This window comes from Pseudomonas morbosilactucae (genome assembly GCF_023241715.1).
Lineage (GTDB): Bacteria > Pseudomonadota > Gammaproteobacteria > Pseudomonadales > Pseudomonadaceae > Aquipseudomonas > Aquipseudomonas morbosilactucae.
On record NZ_JALQCW010000030.1, the window covers coordinates 82,066 to 103,325 of the forward strand.

A 21,260-nucleotide genomic window follows, 5' to 3' on the forward strand; every position below is an offset into this window, starting at 1 on the left:
GTTGGCACAGGAGCCGAGCATGAACGCCTGGTGGCATGAAGTCTGGGTCACGCTACAAACGGAGTTTGCCGACATCGGCGACGCCAAGCAGGTCACGCAGATCACCGTGCGCTTGCTGATTGCCGCGATGCTGGGGGGCATCCTGGGGTTTGAGCGCGAGCACAAGGGCAAGGCGGCCGGGGTGCGCACCCACATGCTGGTGGCCATGGGCGCGGCGCTGTTTGTGCTGGTGCCGCAGATGTCCGGGGCCCAGGCCGATGCCATGAGCCGGGTGCTGCAAGGGGTGATCGCCGGCATCGGTTTCTTGGGCGCTGGGACCATTCTCAAAGGTCGAGAAGAAGAGACCGAGCAACACGTCAAAGGCCTGACCACCGCTGCCGGGCTGTGGATGACCGCCGCCATCGGCGTGGCGGCCGGCATGGGGCGCGAGGCCACGGCCGTGCTCAGTACCTTGCTGGCGCTGGGCGTGTTCAGCCTGATGCCGCGCATCGTGCGCCTGCTGGAAAAAGACTGAGCCCATGCACCGCACCACCCATCAACACACAGGCCCTTCCATGGGAAGGGCCTTGTCTATGCTTCAGGGCTTGGGTGTCTCGGCGGGGTTCAGCGCAGGCTGCTGACCACCACCGGGGGCTGGGTGCTGGGCGGGTCGCCCTTGGGCGGCGGGGTGCTGCCGGGAGGGTCCTGTTCCGGGACCGGCTGCGGTTCGCTGGGGGGCAGGGTCGGTTGATCGATATTGGGGTCGGGCGTCTCTGCTGGAATCGGAATACTCATGCTAGGTGGCCTCCTTTGTGCTTGGGCTTTGCCCAGGCTCTTGGGGTGGACCTGCGTCAGGCCGATTTGATTCCCATGGGTTGCTCGACGGCCAATTCGTCTGAACTTTCTCGGACGGCATGGGCTCGGAACATGAGTGTCTTGGAACAAGAGCGTCCACGGGGCGTAAAGGGGTGATGCTCGATGACTGCTGATAAACCGACTGACCTGCACTACAACCCGCACTTGCCACTGTCCCAAGCGTTGCTGCTACCGCGCATCGCCATCGAGAACACCCGCCCGGTGCTCGACGGCGGCCAGTTTGCGGTCAAGGCCCTGGAAGGCCAGACCGTCGAGGTCGCCAGCAAGGTGTTCGCCGACGGCCATGACGTGTTGGCGGTGCGCATCCGCTGGCGTGGCGGTGCCGACCTGGACTGGCACAGCGAGGTCATGCAGGACGTAGGCAACAACGGCTGGGAAGGGCACTTCACGGTGACCACCCCGGGGCGCTACCTGTATTGCATCGAGGCCTGGATCGATCAGTTCGCCAGTTTCTGCTACGAACTGGGGAAAAAACACCGGGCCGCAGTGCCTGTCAGCCTGGAACTGCAGGAAGGCCGGACCCAGGTGCAGCAGGCTGCCGAGCGCAGCGACGGCGAACTCAAGCAGCAGTTGCTGGACCTGCATCAGCGACTCTCGGGGTTGCTGGAGGCGGAGCAGGTGGCGCTGTTTCTCAGTGACGAGAGTGCCCGGTTGATGGCCCTGGCCGACCACCGGCCCTACCTCAGCCTGAGCCCTGAATACCCCTTGGACGTGGAACGCGAACGCGCCGGCTTTGCCAGCTGGTACGAGCTGTTTCCGCGCTCGATCACCGATGATCCGGCCCGTCACGGCACCTTTAACGACGTGCATTCTCGCCTGGGCATGATCCATGACATGGGCTTTGACGTGCTGTATTTCCCGCCGATCCACCCCATCGGCCGCAGCCATCGCAAGGGCCGCAACAACGCCCTGACCGCCGGCCCCGATGACCCGGGCAGCCCCTACGCCATCGGCAGTGAAGACGGCGGCCACGAGGCCATCCACCCGCAGCTCGGCAGCCGCGACGACTTCCGGCGCCTGGTGGCGGCCGCGGCCGATCATGGCCTGGAAATCGCCCTGGATTTCGCCATCCAGTGCTCCCAGGATCACCCCTGGCTCAAGCAGCACCCGGGCTGGTTCAACTGGCGCCCGGACGGCACCATCAAATACGCCGAGAACCCGCCGAAGAAATACCAGGACATCGTCAACGTCGATTTCTACGCCGCCGACGCCATCCCCAGCCTCTGGCTGGAACTGCGGGATGTGGTGCTGGGTTGGGTCGAGGAGGGGGTCAAGACCTTCCGCGTCGACAACCCCCACACCAAGCCGCTGCCGTTCTGGCAATGGCTGATCGGCGATGTGCGCGAGCGTCACCCGGAGGTGATTTTCCTGGCGGAGGCTTTCACCACCCCGGCAATGATGGCGCGCCTGGGCAAGGTCGGTTACTCCCAGAGCTACACCTACTTCACCTGGCGCAACACCAAGAGCGAGCTGGCGACCTACTTCAGCGAGCTGAACCAGGCGCCGTGGCGCGACTGTTACCGGCCGAATTTCTTCGTCAACACCCCGGACATCAACCCGGCCTTCCTGCATGAGTCGGGGCGCCCGGGGTTTCTGATCCGGGCGGTGCTGGCGACCATGGGCTCCGGGCTGTGGGGCATGTATTCGGGCTTCGAACTGTGCGAGGCGGCGCCGGTGCCAGGCAAGGAGGAGTACCTGGATTCGGAGAAGTACGAAATCCGCCCACGGGACTTTGGCGCGCCGGGCAACATCATTGCCGAAATCGCCCAGCTCAACCGCATCCGCCGGCAGAACCCGGCGCTGCACAGCCACCTGGGGCTCAAGCTGTACAACGCCTGGAACGACCAGATCCTGTACTTCGGCAAGCGCAGCGCCGACGGAGACAACTTTGTGCTGGTGGCGGTCAACCTCGACCCGTTCAACGCCCAGGAGGCGCATTTCGAGTTGCCGCTGTGGGAGTTGGGCCTGCCGGACGATGCCCAGACCCAGGGCGAAGACCTGATGAGCGGCCACCGCTGGACCTGGTACGGCAAGACTCAATTCATGCGCCTGGACCCGGCTCAGCCCTTCGGCATCTGGCGCATCACTACCTCGTAGGCGCCGGCTTGCCGGCGATGGCGATGGGGATTGGGCCTCGCGCGAATTCATTTTTTTCAGGAGTCAAACATGGCCAAGAAAGCCCGCTCAGCCACCTTTATCCAAGACCCGCTCTGGTACAAGGACGCGGTGATTTACCAAGTGCATGTGAAGTCCTATTTCGACTCCAACAACGACGGCATCGGTGACTTTCCCGGGCTGATCGCCAAGCTTGACTACATCAAGGACTTGGGGGTCAACACCATCTGGCTGTTGCCGTTCTACCCCTCGCCACGCCGCGACGACGGTTACGACATTGCCGAATACCGCGGCGTGCACAGCGACTACGGGACCATGGCCGATGCCAAGCGCTTTATCGCCGAGGCCCACAAACGCGGCTTGCGGGTCATCACCGAACTGGTGATCAACCACACCTCCGACCAGCACCCCTGGTTCCAGCGGGCGCGCAAGGCCAAGCCCGGCTCGGCCGCTCGGGACTTCTACGTGTGGTCAGATGACGATCAGAAATACGACGGCACACGAATCATTTTTCTCGACACCGAGAAGTCCAACTGGACCTGGGACCCGGTCGCCGGCCAGTACTTCTGGCACCGCTTTTATTCCCACCAGCCGGACCTCAACTTCGACAACCCTCAGGTGATGAAGGCGGTGCTGTCGGTGATGCGTTACTGGCTGGACATGGGCATCGATGGCCTGCGCCTGGACGCCATTCCCTACCTGATCGAGCGCGACGGCACCAACAACGAGAACCTCCCGGAAACCCACGATGTGCTCAAGCAGATCCGTGCCGAGATCGACGCCAACTACCCGGACCGCATGCTCCTGGCCGAGGCCAACCAGTGGCCGGAAGACACCCAGCTGTATTTTGGCGACAAGAAGGGCGACAACGGCGACGAGTGCCACATGGCCTTTCACTTCCCACTGATGCCACGCATGTACATGGCTCTGGCCCAGGAAGACCGCTTCCCGATCACCGACATCCTGCGCCAGACCCCGGAAATCCCCGCCAACTGCCAATGGGCGATCTTCCTGCGCAACCACGATGAGCTGACCCTGGAGATGGTCACCGACAAGGAGCGCGACTACCTGTGGAACTACTACGCCGCCGACCGTCGGGCGCGGATCAACCTAGGGATTCGTCGGCGCCTGGCGCCCCTGATGGAGCGTGACCGCCGCCGCATCGAATTGCTCAACAGCCTGCTGCTGTCCATGCCCGGCACCCCGACCCTGTATTACGGCGACGAAATCGGCATGGGCGACAACATCTACCTCGGCGACCGCGACGGCGTGCGCACGCCGATGCAGTGGTCCATCGACCGCAACGGCGGTTTCTCCCGGGCCGACCCGGCAAGCCTGGTGCTGCCGCCGATCATGGACCCGCTCTACGGCTACCCCTCGGTCAACGTCGAGACCCAGGCCGGCGACCCCCATTCGCTGCTTAACTGGACCCGGCGCATGCTCGCCACTCGCCAACAGTCCAAGGCCTTCGGGCGCGGCACGCTGAAGATGCTGTCGCCGAGCAACCGGCGGATCCTGGCCTACACCCGGGAATACACCGGGCCCGATGGCAAGCACGAGATCATTCTCTGCGTGGCCAATGTGTCGCGCAGTGCCCAAGCCGCGGAGCTGGACCTGTCGGCATTCGCCGGCATGGTGCCGGTGGAGATGCTCGGCGGGAACGCCTTTCCGCCCATTGGCCAGTTGAATTTCCTTCTGACCCTGGCGCCCTACGGCTTCTACTGGTTTGTCCTGGCGGCGGAAAACCAGATGCCCAGCTGGCACGTGGAGCCGGCGCAAAGCCTGCCGGACTTCACCACCCTGGTGCTGAAAAAACGCCTTGAAGAGCTGCTCGAAGAGCCGGCGCGCACCAGCCTGGAGCAGGGCGCACTGCCTACTTGGCTGGCCAACCGGCGCTGGTTCGCCGGCAAGGGCGCGGCCATCGACCAGGTGCGCATTGCCTACGGTGTGCGCATCGGTGACCCGCAGCACCCGGTGCTGCTCAGCGAACTGGAAGTCACCAGCGGCGGCCAGACCAGCCGTTACCAATTGCCGTTCGGCCTGCTGGGTGAAGAGCAGATCGGTGCCGCCTTGCCCCAGCAACTGGCCCTGGCCCGAGTACGCCGTGGACGCCAAGTGGGCTTGATCACCGATGCCTTTGCCCTGGAGAGTTTTGTCACCACGGTGCTGCAGGCGATCCAGGCCGGGACGGTGCTTGCCAGCAGCGACGGCGAGATCCGCTTCGAGGCCACTCCAGAGCTGGCCAAGCTGGGCCTGGGTGCCGACGCCGAGGTGCGCTACCTGTCGGCCGAGCAGTCCAATAGCTCGGTGGTGGTGGGCGGCAGCCTGGTGCTCAAGCTGATTCGCAAAGTGGCTTCGGGGGTTCACCCCGAGCTGGAAATGGGCGCCTACCTGACCCGCGCCGGCTTCGCCCACATCTCGCCGTTGCTCGGCTCGGTGATCCGCCGTGATGCCCAGGGCGAGGACAACCTGCTGATGATCGCCCAGGGTTACCTGAGCAATCAGGGGGATGCCTGGGAGTGGACCCAGAACAACCTGGAACGCGCGCTGCGCGACGAAATGGCCGAGGCCATGTCCGAGCAGGAACAGCACTACAACGCCCTGGGCGAGCTGCGGGACTTTGCCGGCATGCTTGGCCAGCGCCTTGGGGAAATGCACCAGATTCTGGCAGCCGCCGACGCCGATACGGATTTCTGCCCGGAACCGAGCACGGCCAAGGACACTCAAGCCTGGGGCAAGCAGATTGGCGCGCAACTGGAGCACAGCCTGCAATTGCTCAAGGCCCATCAAGGGCAGCTGTCGGCGTCCGATCAGCGTCGGGTCGCACACTTGCTGCAACACAAAAAAGCCATCCTCGAACACGTCCGCGCCCTGGCCGGTCAGCTCCAGGGCGGCTTGCGCATCCGCGTGCATGGCGACCTGCACCTGGGCCAGGTGCTGGTGATCAAGGGTGATGCCTATTTGATCGACTTCGAAGGCGAGCCGGCCCGGCCGCTGCACGAACGGCGCGGCAAGCACAGCCCGTACAAGGACGTCAGCGGCGTGCTGCGTTCCTTCGACTACGCCGCAGCGATGGCGCTGAATATGCAAGGTGTGGATGGCTCGGCCGAGGCTCAGGCGGCCCGGCAGCGGGTGGCCACGCGGTACTTGGAGGAGGCCAGTGAAGCCTTTATCCAGGCATATCGGCTGGCGACGGCTAGTCTTGCCCATGGCTGGCAGCAACCGGGCGCGCAGGATGCCGCCCTGGCGCTGTTCAGCCTGGAGAAGGCCGCTTATGAAGTGGCCTATGAAGCAGAAAACCGTCCTGCCTGGCTGCCCGTGCCATTACGTGGCCTGGTGGGGCTGTTGAACGAACTGAAACCCTTTTCCGATATTGAGAGTGGTGGAGCGCAGTCATGAGTTTCTCGAACAAGGAACAGGGAAAAAACCAACCGACATTGCTCCCCGCCGCCCAGGACATCGAGGCGTTGGTACGGGCCGAGCATCAAGATCCGTTTGCCATTCTCGGGCCCCACGGCGACCTGGCCGGCGGCCAGTTTATCCGTGCGTTCCTGCCGGGTGCCCTGAGTGCCCAGGTGTTGGCGCGGGGTGATGAGCAGGTGCTGGGCAGCCTGGAAGCCAGCGCGGTGCCGGGCTTGTTTGTCGGCCATTTCAACGACACCCGGCCGTACCTGTTACGCATCCAGTGGGCCGGTGGCGAGCAGATCAGCGAAGACCCTTACAGTTTTGGCCCGTTGCTCGGAGAGATGGACCTCTACCTGTTTGCCGAAGGCAATCACCGCGACCTCAGCGCGTGCCTTGGGGCCCAGTTGACCAACGTCGAGGGCATCGACGGTGTGCGCTTTGCGGTCTGGGCGCCGAACGCCCGACGGGTCTCGGTGGTGGGAGATTTCAACGTCTGGGACGGTCGTCGTCACCCTATGCGCCTGCGTCATCCGTCCGGGGTCTGGGAGTTGTTCATTCCACGCCTCAAGGCCGGTGAGGCCTACAAGTACGAGATTCTCGGCGCCGACGGCATCCTGCCGCTCAAGGCCGACCCCATGGCCCTGGCCACCCAGTTGCCGCCGGACACCGCGTCGAAAGTCGCCGAGCCGTTGCGCATCGACTGGCAGGACCAGGCCTGGATGCAGGACCGGGGCGAGGCCCATCGGCCCAGCGCGCCGCTGTCGATCTACGAGCTGCACGCCGGCTCCTGGCAGTGCGAGGAAAACGACCTCGGCGAGGTGGAGCGCTTCTACAACTGGCACGAACTGGCCGAGCGCCTGATCCCCTACGTCAAAGACCTGGGCTTCACCCACATCGAGCTGATGCCGATCATGGAGCACCCGTTTGGCGGCTCCTGGGGCTACCAGCCGCTGTCACAGTTCGCGCCCAGTGCACGCTACGGTTCGCCGGCGGATTTCGCCGCCTTTGTCGACGCCTGCCACCAGGCCGGGATCGGTGTGATCCTCGACTGGGTGCCGGCGCATTTCCCCACCGATACCCACGGCCTGGCCCAGTTCGACGGCACCGCGCTGTATGAATACGGCAACCCCCTGGAAGGTTTTCACCAGGATTGGGACACCCTGATCTACAACCTGGGGCGCACCGAGGTCCACGGGTTCATGCTGGCGTCGGCCCTGCACTGGCTCAAGCACTTCCACATCGATGGCCTGCGGGTGGATGCGGTGGCCTCGATGCTCTACCGCGACTATTCGCGCAAGGCCGGAGAGTGGGTGCCCAACCGCCACGGCGGGCGCGAGAACCTGGAGGCCATCGACTTCCTGCGCCACCTCAACGACGTGGTGGCCCTGGAAGCCCCCGGGGCCCTGGTGATCGCCGAGGAGTCCACCGCCTGGCCGGGGGTCAGCCAGAGCACCCAGCAGGGCGGCCTGGGCTTTGCCTACAAATGGAACATGGGCTGGATGCACGACTCCCTGCACTACATCCAGCAGGACCCGGTGTACCGCGCTCACCATCACAACGAACTGAGTTTCGGCCTGGTGTATGCCTGGTCCGAGCGTTTCATCCTGCCGATCTCCCACGACGAAGTGGTGCACGGCAAGCACTCGCTGATCGACAAGATGCCCGGCGATCGCTGGCAGAAATTCGCCAACCTGCGTTCCTACCTGAGCTTTATGTGGGCCCACCCGGGTAAGAAACTGCTGTTCATGGGCTGTGAGTTCGGCCAGTGGCGCGAGTGGAACCACGACCAGCAACTGGACTGGTACCTGCTGCAATACCCCGAGCACCGGGGCGTGCAGAAGCTGGTGAGCGACCTTAACCGCCTGTACCGCGAAGAGCCGGCGCTGCATGAGCAGGACGACGCGCCCCAGGGCTTCCAGTGGCTGATTGGCGACGACGCGATCAACAGCGTCTACGCCTGGCTGCGTTGGAGCAAGGACGGCAAGCCCTTGCTGGTGGTGGCCAATTTCACCCCGGTGCCGCGCCAGGGTTACCGGGTCGGCGTGCCGGTGGCGGGGCGCTGGAGCGAGCTGCTCAACAGCGACTCGCAACTCTACGCCGGTTCCAACTATGGCAACGGCGGCGAAGCCTTCACTGAAGAGCAGCCCAGCCACGGCCAGGCCCTGTCCTTGATGCTCAACCTGCCGCCGTTGGCGGTGTTGATCCTGCGTCCCGAAGGTTGACGGTGTGCCGGTGCGGGGCCCCCCAAGGCCCTGCGCCGGACTCGTCGCACCACCAACGCCCACCAGCGACGGCTTCACCGACCGTCGCGGCGCGGCGCTTACCAACGCATGCGGATGCCCAGGCTGCCGATCAGGCCGTTGAGGTCGTTGTCGTCCACGTCGCTGCTGTAGTCGGCGCTGACGTACAGGCTCACCGCCGGGGTTACCCGTGCCACCAGGCCCAGGCCCACTTCCACGGTGGAGGCGTTGCGGCTGCTGCTGATCTTGTCCACCTGATCCAGGCTGATGGTGTCGCCGCTGTAGACGGTGTGCCAGAGGTTGGTGCGCACATAGGGTTCCACCGGCAGGCCGCTGATGTCGTAGCGGCCTTGCAAGCGTGCGCCGACCCGGCCGCTCCAACTGCTCAGGTCGCTGCCGGAGTCGGCGCCGACATGGGCGGTGTCGAGGCTGATGCGCTGGTTGATCAACTGCGCCTGGGGTTCGATCACCCAGTTGTCTCCCAGGCCAATGGCGATCCCGCCTTGCACCGACAAGGTCACGGCGCTGCCTTCGCTGATTTGCCGCTGCCCCTGCTGATCACGACTCAAGCCGCTGACCCGGGCACCGCTGGCCGACAGGTCCAGGTGCCAGCCCTGGGCGCCGCTCAGGCTCCAGAAGGCGCCGAGGCCGTTGCCCTGCAGATTGTCGACGCTGAGTGTGCGAGGGTCGTTGAAGCCGCCCGGTACGGCGGCGCCCTGGGCCTGGACCACGTTGCGTCCTCCGATCAGGCCGATGCGCTGGGTGGCGCCGCCGCTGTGCTGGATGCTGTAAAGCACGGGGCCCTGGCGCAACTCGTTGCTGCTGCCGGGAAGGCGTGATCCCAGGTAGCCGACTTCCAGCACCGGGTCAGCCAGGCGTGAGGCTTGCAGGGCGGAAGGGCTGGGCTCGCGGGTGGGGTCGGGCAGTACGGTGTCGAGGGGCGTCTGGGCAAACTGCAGGCTGCTCAGGCTCGGCTCCTGGCGATACCAGGCGTTGTCGGCGTCCGTGGCGGGGGCCGCCAGGACCTCAAGGGAAGAACACAGCAGTACCGATGCGGACAGGCTGCAGAGGGTCAGTTGAATCTCGTGTGAGGTGAGGGAGGTATTCATGGGGGTCTACCTTGCAATCGCATGCTTTATCTCGTCGTGGCGCCACTCCTACCGCCGATTGAGAGGCAGCCGAATTTAACGAGGCGAGGCCGCTCGACCCGCTTTAAAGCAGGGGTTTGCGGCCTCGCCCCAGGTCGTAATACCGGGGGTAGTAATCTGTAGCTAAGGAGAGCGAAGGGGCAGCGTCAAGAAAAGTACCGACCAAAGGCAGGCTTATTTCAGGGCGTTCAAGTCGCTGAAATCACGGGTTTATCTAAGTGATTGTTTGTGCGCAACATCGACCGCCAGAGGGGCTGGAAAGGTTTTTATATAGCCTGCTAAGCAACCTTTTCAGCGCGCCGAAAACCGCCCTACAAATGCACTTCCACGGCCAGTGGCAGATGGTCCGACAGGTGCGTCCACGGCTTGTTGCCGAGGATCCGTGGTTCATGGCTGCTGGCGTTGCGCAGGTAGACCCGGTCCAGGCGCAGCAGCGGCCAGCGCGCAGGGTAGGTTTTTGCCGGGCGCCGGTGTGCCGCTCGAAGGCTTCGTGCAGGTAGTCGCGGCGGGCGAGGGTGGCATTGCCGTGCAACTGCCAGTCGTTGAAGTCCCCGGCGATGATCACCGGCGCGTCCTCAGGCAGGGATTCGAGCAACTGGCACAGCAACTCCAACTGCAATTGGCGATGGCTTTCCAACAGGCTCAGGTGCACACAGATGGCGTGCACTTCGGCATGCCCGGGCACTTCCAGCACGCAATGCAGCAGCCCACGGCGTTCGGGGCCGGTGATGGAAACGTCGAGGTTGCGGTACTGGCGGATCGGGTATTTGGACAGCAGGGCGTTGCCGTGATGGCCGTCGGGGTACACCGCGTTGCGGCCGTAGGCGAAGTCGCTCCACATGCTGTCGGCGAGGAATTCGTACTGGGATTGCTGCGGCCAATTGTCGAAGCGCGAGGCATGGCGGTCATGCTCGCCCAGCACTTCCTGGAGAAACACCAAGTCGGCCGCCGTGCTGCGTACCGCTTCGCGCAGTTCGGGCAGGATGAAACGTCGGTTCAGGGCGGTGAAGCCCTTGTGGGTGTTGACCGTCAGAATCCGCAGTCGGTGGATGTTGCCCACCTCTTGCGTCGTCGCGGTGGGGGAATCGCTGCTCACGTTCGCTCCTCTGTGGCCGGGCCTGTCTGGGGCCGGGATCAAACCGGTTACCAGATGCGACCTGCCGCCGGGGCCGTCGGTTCCGGTTTTTTACATCAGGATGATTTCGTAGGGGCTGCGCAGGCGCTCCAGCAGCACCGGCGACAGCGGCGCCTGCAGGCCAATCTGCGGGTCGCCTTGCAACTGGCTGGCGTAGGCATGGGTGGCGTGGCGCTTGCGAGCCACGGTCCAGGTGTCCAGGCGCAGTTTGCGCGCGCGGTGCCATGGAATGTGTTGCTCATCGCGCTGCGGCCAGTGCCAGGCCCACACCGGCAGTTCATGGAACTGCGCCCCGACCTGGGCGGCGGCGTGGGCACTGGCGCGGCCCACGGCCTGGTGGTCGGCGTTGTCGTCCTTGCTCCAGGTGCTGAACACCACATCGTCGGGGCGCAGGTAGCGGCTGATGAAGTGGCTGATCTGTTGTTCGCGCTCGGCCAGGAAGCGGTCACTGAACCCGCCGCGAATCCACTTCAGGCTGTGCAGGGGCAGGCCCAGGCGGCGCAGGGCTTCGGCGCTTTCCTGGGGCCGGAAGACACTCAGCCGGCGTTGCGACCACAAGGCCGAGCCGGGGTGGCTGGCGCTGCCGTCGGTAATGGAGATCAATTGCAGGGGGTAGCCGTGGTGGGCCAGGACTTGCAGCAGGCCGCCGCTGGCCACGACTTCGTCGCCGGGGTGGGCGGCAATCATCACGGCCCGGGAGCCCGCGGGCACCAGGGTGGCGATGTTCACCGTGGCCAGGCCGGGCAAGGCACGAGCACTGTTCCAGATCTGGCTGGGCCAGGGGCTATCTACAACGCGTATGGGTTTCATCGAGTGTCACATCCCTGTTGCCAGTCGGTCTGCGGCGATGGCCTCAAGTCTCGGGGGCCGTGCTGCATCCTGGGTTTACCCGCACGCCCGTGAGGCAGCCTGCGTGGAAGGCGCTCCATACCTTGGATTGCCGATTTACCGGGGGCCAATCATACACAGCCGCGACGGGCCAGACAGGCCGGCCGTGGCTTTTTTTCCGGTGTTGATAATGGATCTTGAGGGTAGTTGGCAAAACCCATAGGCGCCATCATCCTGCCTGCATCGATCAAAGCCGGTGTGCCGCGCGGGCTCCCGCGTCGGCAAACCGGCCTTCATCGCTGCCTGAGCGGGTCAGTCTTCCTCTTCGCGCTGCAATTCAAAGAACAGCAGCGAGCGACCGGTGACCGAGTATTCATGGCCGAACTCGAAGCGCTCCTGGCCTCGCACCGCCGGTTGGTTGGTGTCGATCATGCAGGTCCAGAACTCACCCTCGGGTACTTCCGGCAGGCGGAAGTTGACGATGTCGTGGTGGGCATTGACCACCAGCAGCACCGTGGCGTCGGCCCCCGGGCGACGGATGCCGGTTTCCTGGGCACGGCCGTCCAACAGCATGCCCAGGCAGCGGCCGTGGGCGTCCTGCCAGTGGTCGGTGGTCATCTCCACGCCATCCGGCGCCAGCCAGGTGACGTCCTTGACCCCGATGTCTTCGTTGTAATTGCCCACCAGGAAGCGCCCGCGCCGCAGGATCGGGTAGGCCTGGCGCAATTTGATCAGGCGCTTGACGAACTTGAGCAGGGCCTTGCCGTCGGCGTCCAGGTTCCAGTTGACCCAGCCGATGTCGCTATCCTGGCAATAGGCGTTGTTGTTGCCGTGCTGGGTGCGGGCGAACTCGTCGCCGGCCACCAGCATCGGCGTGCCCTGGGCCAGCAGCAGGGTGGCGAAGAAATTGCGCATCTGGCGCAGGCGCAGGGCGCGGATTTCCGGGTCGTCGGTGGGGCCTTCGACGCCATGGTTCCAGGACAGGTTGTTGTTGCTGCCGTCCTGGTTGTTCTCGTCGTTGGCTTCGTTGTGCTTGTCGTTGTAGGACACCAGGTCGTGCAGGGTAAAACCGTCGTGGGCGGTGATGAAGTTCACCGAGGCGTAAGGGCGGCGCCCGCGCTCGTTGAACATTTCGCCCGAGGCGGTCATGCGCCCGGCAAAGTCGGCCAGTTGCCCGTCATCGCCTTTCCAGAAGGCCCGGGCGGTGTCGCGGAACTTGTCGTTCCACTCCACCCAGCCCGGCGGGAAACGCCCCACCTGGTAGCCGCCGGGGCCACAGTCCCAGGGCTCGGCGATCAGTTTCACCTGGCGCAGCACCGGGTCCTGGCGGCAGGCCACGAGGAAGCTGTGGCGCTCGTCGAAACCGTCGTGGTAGCGCCCGAGGATGGTCGCCAGGTCGAAACGGAAGCCATCCACGTGCATTTCCGTGGCCCAGTAGCGCAGGGAGTCGGTGACCATTTGCAGCACGCAGGGGTGGCTCAGGTCGAGGGTGTTGCCGGTGCCGGAATCGTTGATGTAGAAGCGCTTGTCGTCGGGCATCAGCCGGTAGTAGGAGGCGTTGTCGATGCCGCGCATGGACAGTGTCGGCCCTTGCTCGTTGCCCTCGGCGGTGTGGTTGTAGACCACGTCGAGGATCACCTCCAGGTTGGCCTCGTGCAGGTGGGCGACCATCTCCTTGAACTCGGCGATCTTGCCGCTGGCCAGGTAGCGCGGGTCCGGGGCGAAGAAGGCGATGCTGTTGTAGCCCCAGTAGTTGGTCATGCCCTTGTGCAGCAGGTGCTGGTCATTGACGAACGCATGGATCGGCAGCAGCTCCACCGAAGACACGCCGAGCTTGCGTATGTGCTCCAGCACGTCGTCCACCATCAGCCCGGCGCAGGTGCCGCGCACCGCCTCCGGCACGCTCGGGTGGGCCATGGTGAAGCCGCGCAGGTGGGTTTCGTAGATGATGGTCTTGTCCCAAGGCACGCTGACGCGTTGGTCGTTGCCCCAGGTGTGGGCGGGGTCGATGACCTTGCTCTTGGGCACGAAGGGTGCGCTGTCGCGCTCATCGAAACTCAGGTCGGCATCGGGGTGACCGATGGTGTAGCCGAACAGCGCCTCGGACCACTTGAGTTCGCCCACCAGCTGTTTGGCATAGGGGTCGATCAGCAGCTTGTGGTGGTTGAAGCGATGGCCGTTGGCCGGGTCGTAGGGCCCGTACACGCGGTAGCCATAGATCAGCCCCGGGTGCGCATCGGGCAGGTAGCCGTGGTAGATCTCGTCGGTGTATTCCGGCAGCTCGATGCGCTCCAGCTCGACCTCGCCGCTGGCATCGAACAGGCACAGTTCGACTTTTGTGGCATTGGCCGAGAACAACGCGAAGTTGACCCCCAGGCCGTCCCAGGTGGCGCCGAGGGGGAACGGCAGGCCCTCACGAATGCGTGACGCCTCGAACTCAGCGGTGGCTTTTTTTGGCGTGGTCATAGGTGCTCCTGCAATGGTCGTTTAGGGCGGCAAAAAAAATCTCGGGCGCACAGGCTCCTTGTGGCGTTCAGGCACGCCACAGTGTCAATCGAAGGGGGAGGCCGCGGGTCGTCAGTTGGCCGGCGGCTTACGCGGCGCTCGCGGTTTTTTCACGGGGGCGGCTTTCTCGCCCGGTGGCACCACCAGCGCAGCGGCCGCGGACGGCTTGGCCTTGGGCTTGGCGGGCGGCTTGGTTTTCGCCGCCTTGGCCGGCTTGCTCGGCGCCAGGGCTTCGGCCTCGGCCAGCTTGCGGGCCATTTCCCAATGTCGAGCTTCATGGCCTTCAGGCTTACCTTCTGATTCCCAGATCTGATAGGCGAACTCGCGGATACGTTTGTCGTCGGTACTCATCGCAATGCTCCTGAACTGAACTCAAGTGAGGATGAAGAGGTTGACCGGAAAGTCCTCCAGCGCAGCACTGATCAGCAGCTCCTTGGTGTCTGTGACTGCCTGGGTGGAAAAAAGTCCCTTCAGGTTTTGTTGCGAGGCGGTGAACGGTAAAACTACCCGCGTATCGCCCCAATCCGGCGCGCAAACCCAGGGTATTGCACGCTCTTTCAGCAGGGGCGTCGCCAGCCTGGGAACGATCACCAAGGCCCGCTGGCCCTGGTGTTCGCGCACAAAGGCGAGCACCCGATGCGCTTGCTTGCCGGTGACCTGCACCGGCTGATAAACGCCCCGGCCAAATAGCGCCGGGTACTCGGCTCGACGGGCCAGCACTTGAGCGATCAACTGCTGTTTGACTCGCCCGTCACGCCAATGCTCTAGCCACTCCTGCGGGTTTTCGGCGGTGCCCAAGGCCTGTTGCCGGGCCTGGAAATCCACCGCTCGACGGTTGTCCGGGTCCACCAGGCTGAAGTCCCAGAACTCATTGCCCTGGTACAGGTCCGGCACCCCCGGCACGCTCATGCGCAGCAAGGATTGCGCCAGGCTGTTCAGGGCGCCGGCCGGGGCGATGGCATTGACGGCGGCGCGCAGGGCGCTGCGCAGGGGCAAACCTTCGGGCGTCAGCAACAGGGCCTCGATGAACGCCTTTACACCCCGTTCGACGCTGTCATTGGGGGCCGCCCAACTGCTTTGCAGCTTGGCTTCGCGCAGGGCCTTTTCCTGCCATTGCCAGAGGCGGCGGGCGTACTCGGCCAAGCCGTCGGTGTCGTCCGCGGCCAGCTCCAAGGGCCAACTGCCGATCAGCGCCTGGTACAGAATCAACTCGTCGGCAGCACTGGGGGCTTCGGGGTCGTGGCGCAGGGGCTGGGCCAACTGGCGCCAGCGGGCGACCTGTTCGGCGTACCAGGCGGCGCGTTCGCTGAGCACCGCCAGGCGCGCGCGGCTGTCTTCGCCACGCTTGTGGTCGTGGGTGGCGGTGGTCAGCAAGTTGTCGGGGAAGGCTTCCTGGCGCTGCAGGCACACGGCATGAAAGTCCGCGGGTGGGGCGCTGAACTGCTCGGTGGAAAAGCCCACGTCATTGCGCGACAGCAGCACTGCCGAACGGTAGAACGCGGTGTCTTCCACGGCCTTGGCGGCGGCGGGCGAGGTCAGTTGCTGGAAGCGCACGCAGGCATGTTTGAGCAGTTTGCGTTCCCGGCCGCGAGGGCGTTGGCGCCAGCCTTGGCCACCAAGCCAGCGTGCCAGGTAATCCAGCACCGGCCAGTCGGCCTCGCCCAGGGTGCCCCGGGCGCCGTCCAGGGCCTGTTGGAAAAACACCTCATCGCTGGCCGGGCGTCCGCAGGCACTGAGGTAGGTGCGATACACCGGGAAGTGCACGATCAGCTCCTGCAAGGCGCGGCGGATGGCACCCAGGGTCAGGTCGCGGCTCATCACGTCCAGGCGTGCCACTTGCAACAGGGCCTGGGCCACGCTTTCGAAGTCGCCGGCCAGGGAACCGTTGAGGATCTGCTGGCGGGCCAGCCGAGCCTCTTCAGCGAACTCGGCGGGGCGCCCACTGTGTTCATGCCAGAGCTCGGCCAAGGGCGCCAGGCCCTCGGGGTCGTGTTGCAGCAAAGACAGCTGGTTCATGAATTCGTAGCCGGTGCTGCCGTCCACGCACCAGTCGCGGTGCAGGGTTTCGCCCTGGCCGAGGATTTTCTCGACGAAGATCGGCAGGTGCCGCCCGGGTGCCAGGGCGTCCACCCGGCGTCGCAGTTTGCGGCAGTAGCCCCGAGGGTCGGCCAGGCCGTCGATGTGGTCGATGCGCAGGCCGTCCACCAGCCCGGCGTCGATCAGTTCGAAGATCTTGCCGTGGGTGGCTTCGAACACCGCCGGGCGCTCGACCCGCAGCCCGCCCAGTTCGTTGACGTCGAAGAAGCGCCGCCAGTTGATGTCATCGGCGGCGGTGCGCCAACTGGCCAGGCGGTAGCTCTGTTGTTCCAGCAAGGCGTGCAGGCGGGCAAAACCGGCTTCCTGGCGCGAGTCGTAGAGCGCCAGGTTGCGTTCGATGGCTTCGCGGATCCCCGGTTCAGCCACCAGGCGCGCCAAGGCCTCGGCCAGGGGCACGGCCTGGGCATGGGCGTCGTTCTGGTAGCGCAGGGCGCTGAAGGCGTCGGCCAGGGCCTTGAGCTCCGTGGCTGCCGGGCCGTCGAGGGCATCGTCGGGCCGGAGCAACTCGCCGTAGTCACCGGGGCAGATGGGGAAGTGATGCTCGTAATGCTCGACGTGGAAGGCGCCGTGTTCGGCGTCCAGGTGCAGCGTCAGGGTGCCGTCTTGCAAGGCCACGCCGTAGTCGCTGCCGAGGAACGGCAGCAGCAGTTGGCCTTCCATCAACGGGTCCGGGGAGTGCCACTGGATATCGAAGAATTCGCCGTAGGGGCTCAGCCGGCCCCAGCGCAGCAGGTCCAGCCACCAGGGGTTGTCGGCACCGCCCACGGCCATGTGGTTGGACACGATGTCCAGTATCAGGCCCATGCCGTGGGCACGCAGGGCCGCCACCAGACGTTTGAGCGCAGCTTCACCGCCCAGCTCCGGATTGACCCGGGTCGGGTCCACCACGTCGTAGCCGTGCATGGAACCGGCCCGGGCGCAAAGCAGGGGCGAGGCGTACACATGGCTGATGCCCAGGCGGGCGAAATAACCCACCAGCGGCACCGCATCATCCAGGCTGAAGCCCTTGTGGAATTGCAGGCGCAGGGTGGCGCGCAAGGCCGTCTCGATCGGCGCGTTCATTGGTCACGCTCAAAGGCCTGTTGCCGGGCACAGGCCAGCAATTCCAGGCGCCGTGCCGCGTCTTCGTCGTCCAGCAACTCGCTGCTGGGCCGGGCCAGGCGTCGCCGCCAATTGGGGTGGCTGTCGATGGTGCCGGGCAGGTTGGGCTGTTCATCCACGCCAAGGGCATCCTCCAGGGGCAGCAGCACCAGGGGCGCCCGGGTGTGGCCGAGGAAACGCACGCTGGCGTCCAGCACCTGGTCGGTTTCAGTGGCCTGGGTGCTGAAGTTCTGCGGGTCCTGGTCCAGCGCCTGGCGCAGGCCATCGCGTTCGCGCTGGCGGTGTTCGCGCCACTGGGCGGCGCCGGATTCGTCCACCAGACCCAGGCGCTGGTTCCACTCGATGTCACGGCCGTGCCACCAACCGTTGAGGGTCGGCAGGTCGTGGGTGCTGGTGGTGGCCAGGGCGTTGTCCGGCCAGTCGAGGATGGGCCGGAAGCGGGTGCCGTGGTCTTGTTCGAACAGCAGCACACGCATGCCGAGCATGGCTCGGGCGCTGAGCTTTTCCCGCAGGCCGTCGGGCACCGTGCCCAGGTCTTCGCCGAGGACAATGGCCTGGTGCCGATGGGACTCCAGCGTTAGCAGGCGCAACAGGTCGTCCACCGGGTAATAGAGGTAGGCGCCGTCACAGGGCGGCGCGTCCAGGGGAATCACCCACAGCCGTTGCAGGCCCATCACATGGTCGATGCGCAAGCCGCCGGCGTGGGCGAAGTTGGCCCGGAGCATTTCGATAAAGGCATGGAAACCGTTGCGTATCAGGCCCTCGGGGGAGAAGGCGGAGATGCCCCAGCCCTGGCCCTGGCGATTGAGGATGTCGGGCGGCGCGCCCACGGTCAGCTCTGCCAACAGTTCGTCCTGGCGACTCCAGGCCTGGCTGCCGCCGCCGTCGGCGCCCACCGCCAGGTCGGCGATCAGGCCGATGCCCATGCCGCTGCTGCGGGCGGCGTTTTGCGCCCGTTGCAGGCTGCGGTCGATCAGCCATTGGCAGAAGGCGTAGTAACCGATCTCGCCGGCATGCTCTTCGGCAAAACGGGCCAGGGCAGGGCTGCGTGGGGTGCGCCAGGCCTCGGGCCAGTGGCGCCAGTCGAGGGATTCGCCGCGGGCCGCGCGTTCGGCCTGGATGGCTTCGAAACGGCAGTGGTTTTCCAGGGCTTCGCCGCCGGCGTGGCGAAAACTGGCAAAATCCTCGTGCAGCGGATGGGCGCCGTGGCAGAACCCTTCATACAGCGCCCGCAGCACCTGCTGCTTGGCCTGGGCCGCTTCGGGCCAGTCGATCAGGGGTTGCTGCTCCAGCTCATTGAGCCGGGCACCGAGGCCTGCGGCATCGATTGCACTGCGCCAGGCGCGCTCACCGAGAATGGCCCCGGGGGCGGCGTACAGGCTGTTGAGAAACAGCCGGCTGGAGGGCGAATAGGGGCTGTAGCGCTGGGTGTCGCTGCTGAACATGGCGTGCAAGGGGCTGATGGCCAGGGCATCGGCACCCCGTTCGCCAGCCCGCCGCGCCAGTTCTTCCAAGGCCAGGGTGTCGCCGAAGCCGCCGTCGCCGGCGCGGCGCAGAGCATAGAGTTGCACGCTCAGGCCCCAGGCCCGGGCAGTGGGCTGGTCCACGGCGTCGGCGACGCTGAAGCAGCGTTCCGGGGCCACGGCCAGGGTGAAGTGTTGGTCGGCGATGCTCACGGCCTGGTAACCCACGGGGATCAACCCGGGCAACACGCCTTCGGCGTCCAGCTTGAGGTTGAGGATGGCGCCGTCTTCCAGGTGGATTTCGCAGGGCGCCAGCGGCTCGAAGTAGTGCGCGAGGTCCAGGCCTTGGCCGACGTCCACGGTGAGCAGGGGCGGCAGTTCCTTGGTCTGTTGCACCAGTTGCAATTGCAACAGGCTGGTCTCGATGTCTTGGGCGCTTTCGGCAGGGTGGCCTAGGCCGGCCAGCACCGCCCGCAGGACCCGTGGCTCGACCTTTTGCGGTCGGCCGTTGGCGTCGATCCAGTCCACGGCCAGGCCGGCGCGGCTGGCGAGGATTTCCAGTTGTGCATCGCTCATGGGCGCTCTCCTTCAGGGGTGGGGGTGGCCGCACTGAGGCGGACCACTGCGCTGTAGGCGGGGAGACTGCCCTGTTGCATCAGAGCCGCGGCTTGCGCCGGGGTTTCAAATAAAAGTTCGCCAGCGTCGGGTGCGTCCAGCGCCACCTTGTGAGCGCTGAGGTTGAGGTCAATGCGCAGCAGGCTGCCGTCTCCCAGGTACCAGCGGGCGCTGACCGCGCCTTCGGCCAGGACCTCGGCACCCAGGGAGCGGGCACCGGGCAGGCGCGGCATCAGGACCTGCCGACGTATCGCCAGCAGGTTGCGGTACAGGGTGCGGGTGGCGCCGGCGGGGTCTTCGCTGGCCCGAGGGCGCGAGGCCTGGAAGGTGGCCAGGGCGTTGGGGTCGGGAATGCGCCCGCGTTGCTCCGGGTCGGCAAAGGCATCGAAGGCGGCGAACTCATTGCGTCGACCTTCACGCACGGCTTCGGCCAACTCGCCGTGGTGGCTGGTGAAAAACAGAAAGGGTTCCACCGCGCCGTCTTCGTCGCCCATGAACAGCAAGGGGATCATCGGCGACAACAACAGCAACGCAGTCGCCGCACGCAGGGCCTGGGGCGGCGCGAGCTGGTTGAGGCGCTCGCCAAAGGCGCGGTTGCCGATCTGGTCATGGTTCTGCAGGAACAGCACGAACGCCGTGGGCGGCAGGTGGCCGCTGGGTTCACCGCGGGCCACGCCGTAGCGGTTGGGGTGGCCCTGGTAGACGAAGCCCTGGCTCAGGCAGCGGGCCAGCTTGTCGCTGGTGTCTTCGGAAAAGTCGGCGTAATAGGCTTCGCTCTCGCCGGTGAGCAGCACGTGCAGGGCGTTGTGCCCGTCATCGTTCCACTGCGCATCGAAGCCGCACTGCAACAGGCTGGCCTGGTTCAGCTCGTTTTCCAGGTTGAGCCACACATGGCGCTGCGCGGGGATCTGCTGGCGGACCCGCTGGGCCAGCTCTTCGAGGAAGTCCGGGTCGTCGATGGCGTGCACAGCATCCAGGCGCAGGCCGTCGAAGCGGTAGTCCTGGAGCCACATCAGGGCGTTGTCGATAAAGAAGTCGCGCACCGCACGCTGGCGAAAGTCGATGGCGGCGCCCCAGGGCGTGTGCAGGTCCTCGCGAAAGAAGCTCGGCGCGTAAGCGTGCAGGTAGTTGCCGTCGGGGCCGAAGTGGTTGTAGACCACGTCCAGCACCACACACAAGCCCAGGCCGTGGGCGGTGTCGATCAGTTGCTTGAGGTCGTCGGGGGAGCCGTAGGAGGCTTCCGGAGCATAGGGCAACACACCGTCGTAGCCCCAATTGCGGCTGCCGGGGAATTCCGCCAGGGGCATCAGTTCGATGGCCGTGACCCCCAGTTCCACCAGGCGCGGCAGCTCCTTGGCCACGGCGGCATACCCCCCCAGCACGCCCACGTGCAGCTCGTAGATCACCGCGCTGTGCCAGGGGCGGCCGGCCCAGCCTGGGTGTTGCCAGGCATAGGCGCCGGGGTCCACCACCACGCTGGGTGAGTGCACGTCGCTGGCTTGGGCCCGGGACGCGGGGTCGGGGACTTCGAGGTCGCCGTCGATCTTGAAACGGTAGGCCGTGCCGGCGCCGCAGGGCGCCTGGATCATGAACCAGCCCTGACCCTGGGGGTGCATAGGCAGTGACTGCCCGTCGCCCAGTTCCAGGCTGACGTGCCGGGCACTGGGCGCCCACAGGGTGAAGCGGGTGTGCTGCGCGTCGAGCAAGACCGCGCCATGGGAAAAACCTGATGGAGTCCTTGTCGGCATCTATT

General features: G+C 65.5%; 12 protein-coding genes and 1 pseudogene. 4 read left to right on the forward strand and 9 right to left on the reverse strand.

What is annotated here, in order from left to right:
• Positions 1 to 19 precede the first annotated feature (19 nt).
• The gene (locus M1B34_RS13485; RefSeq protein WP_123332589.1) at positions 20 to 514 is read left to right on the forward strand and encodes an MgtC/SapB family protein; all 495 of its coding nucleotides are present in this window, start codon (positions 20 to 22) and stop codon (positions 512 to 514) included.
• 89 nt (positions 515 to 603) lie between these two features.
• Here M1B34_RS13485 and M1B34_RS13490 read toward each other — a convergent pair whose 3' ends face one another.
• Entirely contained in the window at positions 604 to 774 is a 171-nt protein-coding gene (locus tag M1B34_RS13490; protein WP_185039229.1) for a hypothetical protein, read from the reverse strand.
• Between the two features lie 183 nt (positions 775 to 957).
• On the opposite strand from M1B34_RS13490, the gene M1B34_RS13495 reads away from it, so the two are divergent.
• The 3 genes from M1B34_RS13495 (at position 958) to glgB (ending at position 8,597) form a co-directional block, all read left to right on the forward strand.
• Complete coding sequence (locus M1B34_RS13495; protein WP_268262040.1) at positions 958 to 2,952, forward strand: alpha-1,4-glucan--maltose-1-phosphate maltosyltransferase; 1,995 nt, start codon at positions 958 to 960, stop codon at positions 2,950 to 2,952.
• A 69-nt stretch (positions 2,953 to 3,021) separates the two neighbouring features.
• A complete protein-coding gene (gene treS / locus M1B34_RS13500; protein WP_268265388.1) occupies positions 3,022 to 6,369 on the forward strand; it encodes a maltose alpha-D-glucosyltransferase in 3,348 nt (1,115 codons plus the stop codon).
• Positions 6,366 to 8,597 carry a 1,4-alpha-glucan branching protein GlgB gene (gene glgB / locus M1B34_RS13505; RefSeq protein ID WP_268265389.1) on the forward strand — a complete coding sequence of 744 codons (2,232 nt, stop codon included), beginning with the start codon at positions 6,366 to 6,368 and terminating at the stop codon, positions 8,595 to 8,597. The genes treS and glgB overlap by 4 nt, the downstream gene beginning before the upstream one ends.
• Positions 8,598 to 8,695: 98 nt before the next feature.
• Here the strand turns inward: glgB and M1B34_RS13510 are convergent, their stop codons facing one another.
• The 8 genes and pseudogenes from M1B34_RS13510 to treZ all read right to left on the reverse strand — a co-directional run bounded on the left by M1B34_RS13510 (position 8,696) and on the right by treZ (position 21,255).
• On the reverse strand, positions 8,696 to 9,724 hold the full coding sequence (locus tag M1B34_RS13510) for an autotransporter domain-containing protein (protein ID WP_268262038.1): 1,029 nt from the start codon (positions 9,722 to 9,724) through the stop codon (positions 8,696 to 8,698).
• A gap of 350 nt (positions 9,725 to 10,074) precedes the next feature.
• Positions 10,075 to 10,859, reverse strand: a pseudogene (locus tag M1B34_RS13515) (endonuclease/exonuclease/phosphatase family protein).
• A 90-nt stretch (positions 10,860 to 10,949) separates the two neighbouring features.
• Positions 10,950 to 11,708, reverse strand: coding sequence for a PIG-L deacetylase family protein (locus M1B34_RS13520; protein ID WP_123332601.1), 759 nt, complete (start codon positions 11,706 to 11,708; stop codon positions 10,950 to 10,952).
• 330 nt (positions 11,709 to 12,038) lie between these two features.
• Complete coding sequence (gene glgX, locus M1B34_RS13525) at positions 12,039 to 14,192, reverse strand: glycogen debranching protein GlgX (protein WP_123332603.1); 2,154 nt, start codon at positions 14,190 to 14,192, stop codon at positions 12,039 to 12,041.
• 111 nt (positions 14,193 to 14,303) lie between these two features.
• The gene (locus M1B34_RS13530; RefSeq protein ID WP_123332605.1) at positions 14,304 to 14,582 is read right to left on the reverse strand and encodes a DUF2934 domain-containing protein; all 279 of its coding nucleotides are present in this window, start codon (positions 14,580 to 14,582) and stop codon (positions 14,304 to 14,306) included.
• A gap of 21 nt (positions 14,583 to 14,603) precedes the next feature.
• A complete protein-coding gene (locus tag M1B34_RS13535; protein WP_268265390.1) occupies positions 14,604 to 17,390 on the reverse strand; it encodes a malto-oligosyltrehalose synthase in 2,787 nt (928 codons plus the stop codon).
• Complete coding sequence (gene malQ / locus M1B34_RS13540) at positions 17,387 to 19,468, reverse strand: 4-alpha-glucanotransferase (protein WP_268265391.1); 2,082 nt, start codon at positions 19,466 to 19,468, stop codon at positions 17,387 to 17,389. The genes M1B34_RS13535 and malQ overlap by 4 nt, the downstream gene beginning before the upstream one ends.
• Complete coding sequence (gene treZ / locus M1B34_RS13545) at positions 19,465 to 21,255, reverse strand: malto-oligosyltrehalose trehalohydrolase (protein WP_268265392.1); 1,791 nt, start codon at positions 21,253 to 21,255, stop codon at positions 19,465 to 19,467. Before treZ ends, malQ begins: the two co-directional genes overlap by 4 nt.
• Positions 21,256 to 21,260: the final 5 nt, after the last annotated feature.

What these genes read in the sequence shown, in the direction of transcription:
- M1B34_RS13495 (WP_268262040.1), top strand. Translation starts at nt 958, where the DNA reads ATGACTGCTGATAAACCGACTGACCTGCACTACAACCCGCACTTGCCA.
- glgB (WP_268265389.1), top strand. Translation starts at nt 6,366, where the DNA reads ATGAGTTTCTCGAACAAGGAACAGGGAAAAAACCAACCGACATTGCTC.
- treZ (WP_268265392.1), bottom strand. Translation starts at nt 21,255, where the DNA reads ATGCCGACAAGGACTCCATCAGGTTTTTCCCATGGCGCGGTCTTGCTC.
- glgX (WP_123332603.1), bottom strand. Translation starts at nt 14,192, where the DNA reads ATGACCACGCCAAAAAAAGCCACCGCTGAGTTCGAGGCGTCACGCATT.
- malQ (WP_268265391.1), bottom strand. Translation starts at nt 19,468, where the DNA reads ATGAGCGATGCACAACTGGAAATCCTCGCCAGCCGCGCCGGCCTGGCC.
- treS (WP_268265388.1), top strand. Translation starts at nt 3,022, where the DNA reads ATGGCCAAGAAAGCCCGCTCAGCCACCTTTATCCAAGACCCGCTCTGG.
- M1B34_RS13520 (WP_123332601.1), bottom strand. Translation starts at nt 11,708, where the DNA reads ATGAAACCCATACGCGTTGTAGATAGCCCCTGGCCCAGCCAGATCTGG.
- M1B34_RS13510 (WP_268262038.1), bottom strand. Translation starts at nt 9,724, where the DNA reads ATGAATACCTCCCTCACCTCACACGAGATTCAACTGACCCTCTGCAGC.
- M1B34_RS13485 (WP_123332589.1), top strand. Translation starts at nt 20, where the DNA reads ATGAACGCCTGGTGGCATGAAGTCTGGGTCACGCTACAAACGGAGTTT.
- M1B34_RS13490 (WP_185039229.1), bottom strand. Translation starts at nt 774, where the DNA reads ATGAGTATTCCGATTCCAGCAGAGACGCCCGACCCCAATATCGATCAA.
- M1B34_RS13530 (WP_123332605.1), bottom strand. Translation starts at nt 14,582, where the DNA reads ATGAGTACCGACGACAAACGTATCCGCGAGTTCGCCTATCAGATCTGG.
- M1B34_RS13535 (WP_268265390.1), bottom strand. Translation starts at nt 17,390, where the DNA reads ATGAACGCGCCGATCGAGACGGCCTTGCGCGCCACCCTGCGCCTGCAA.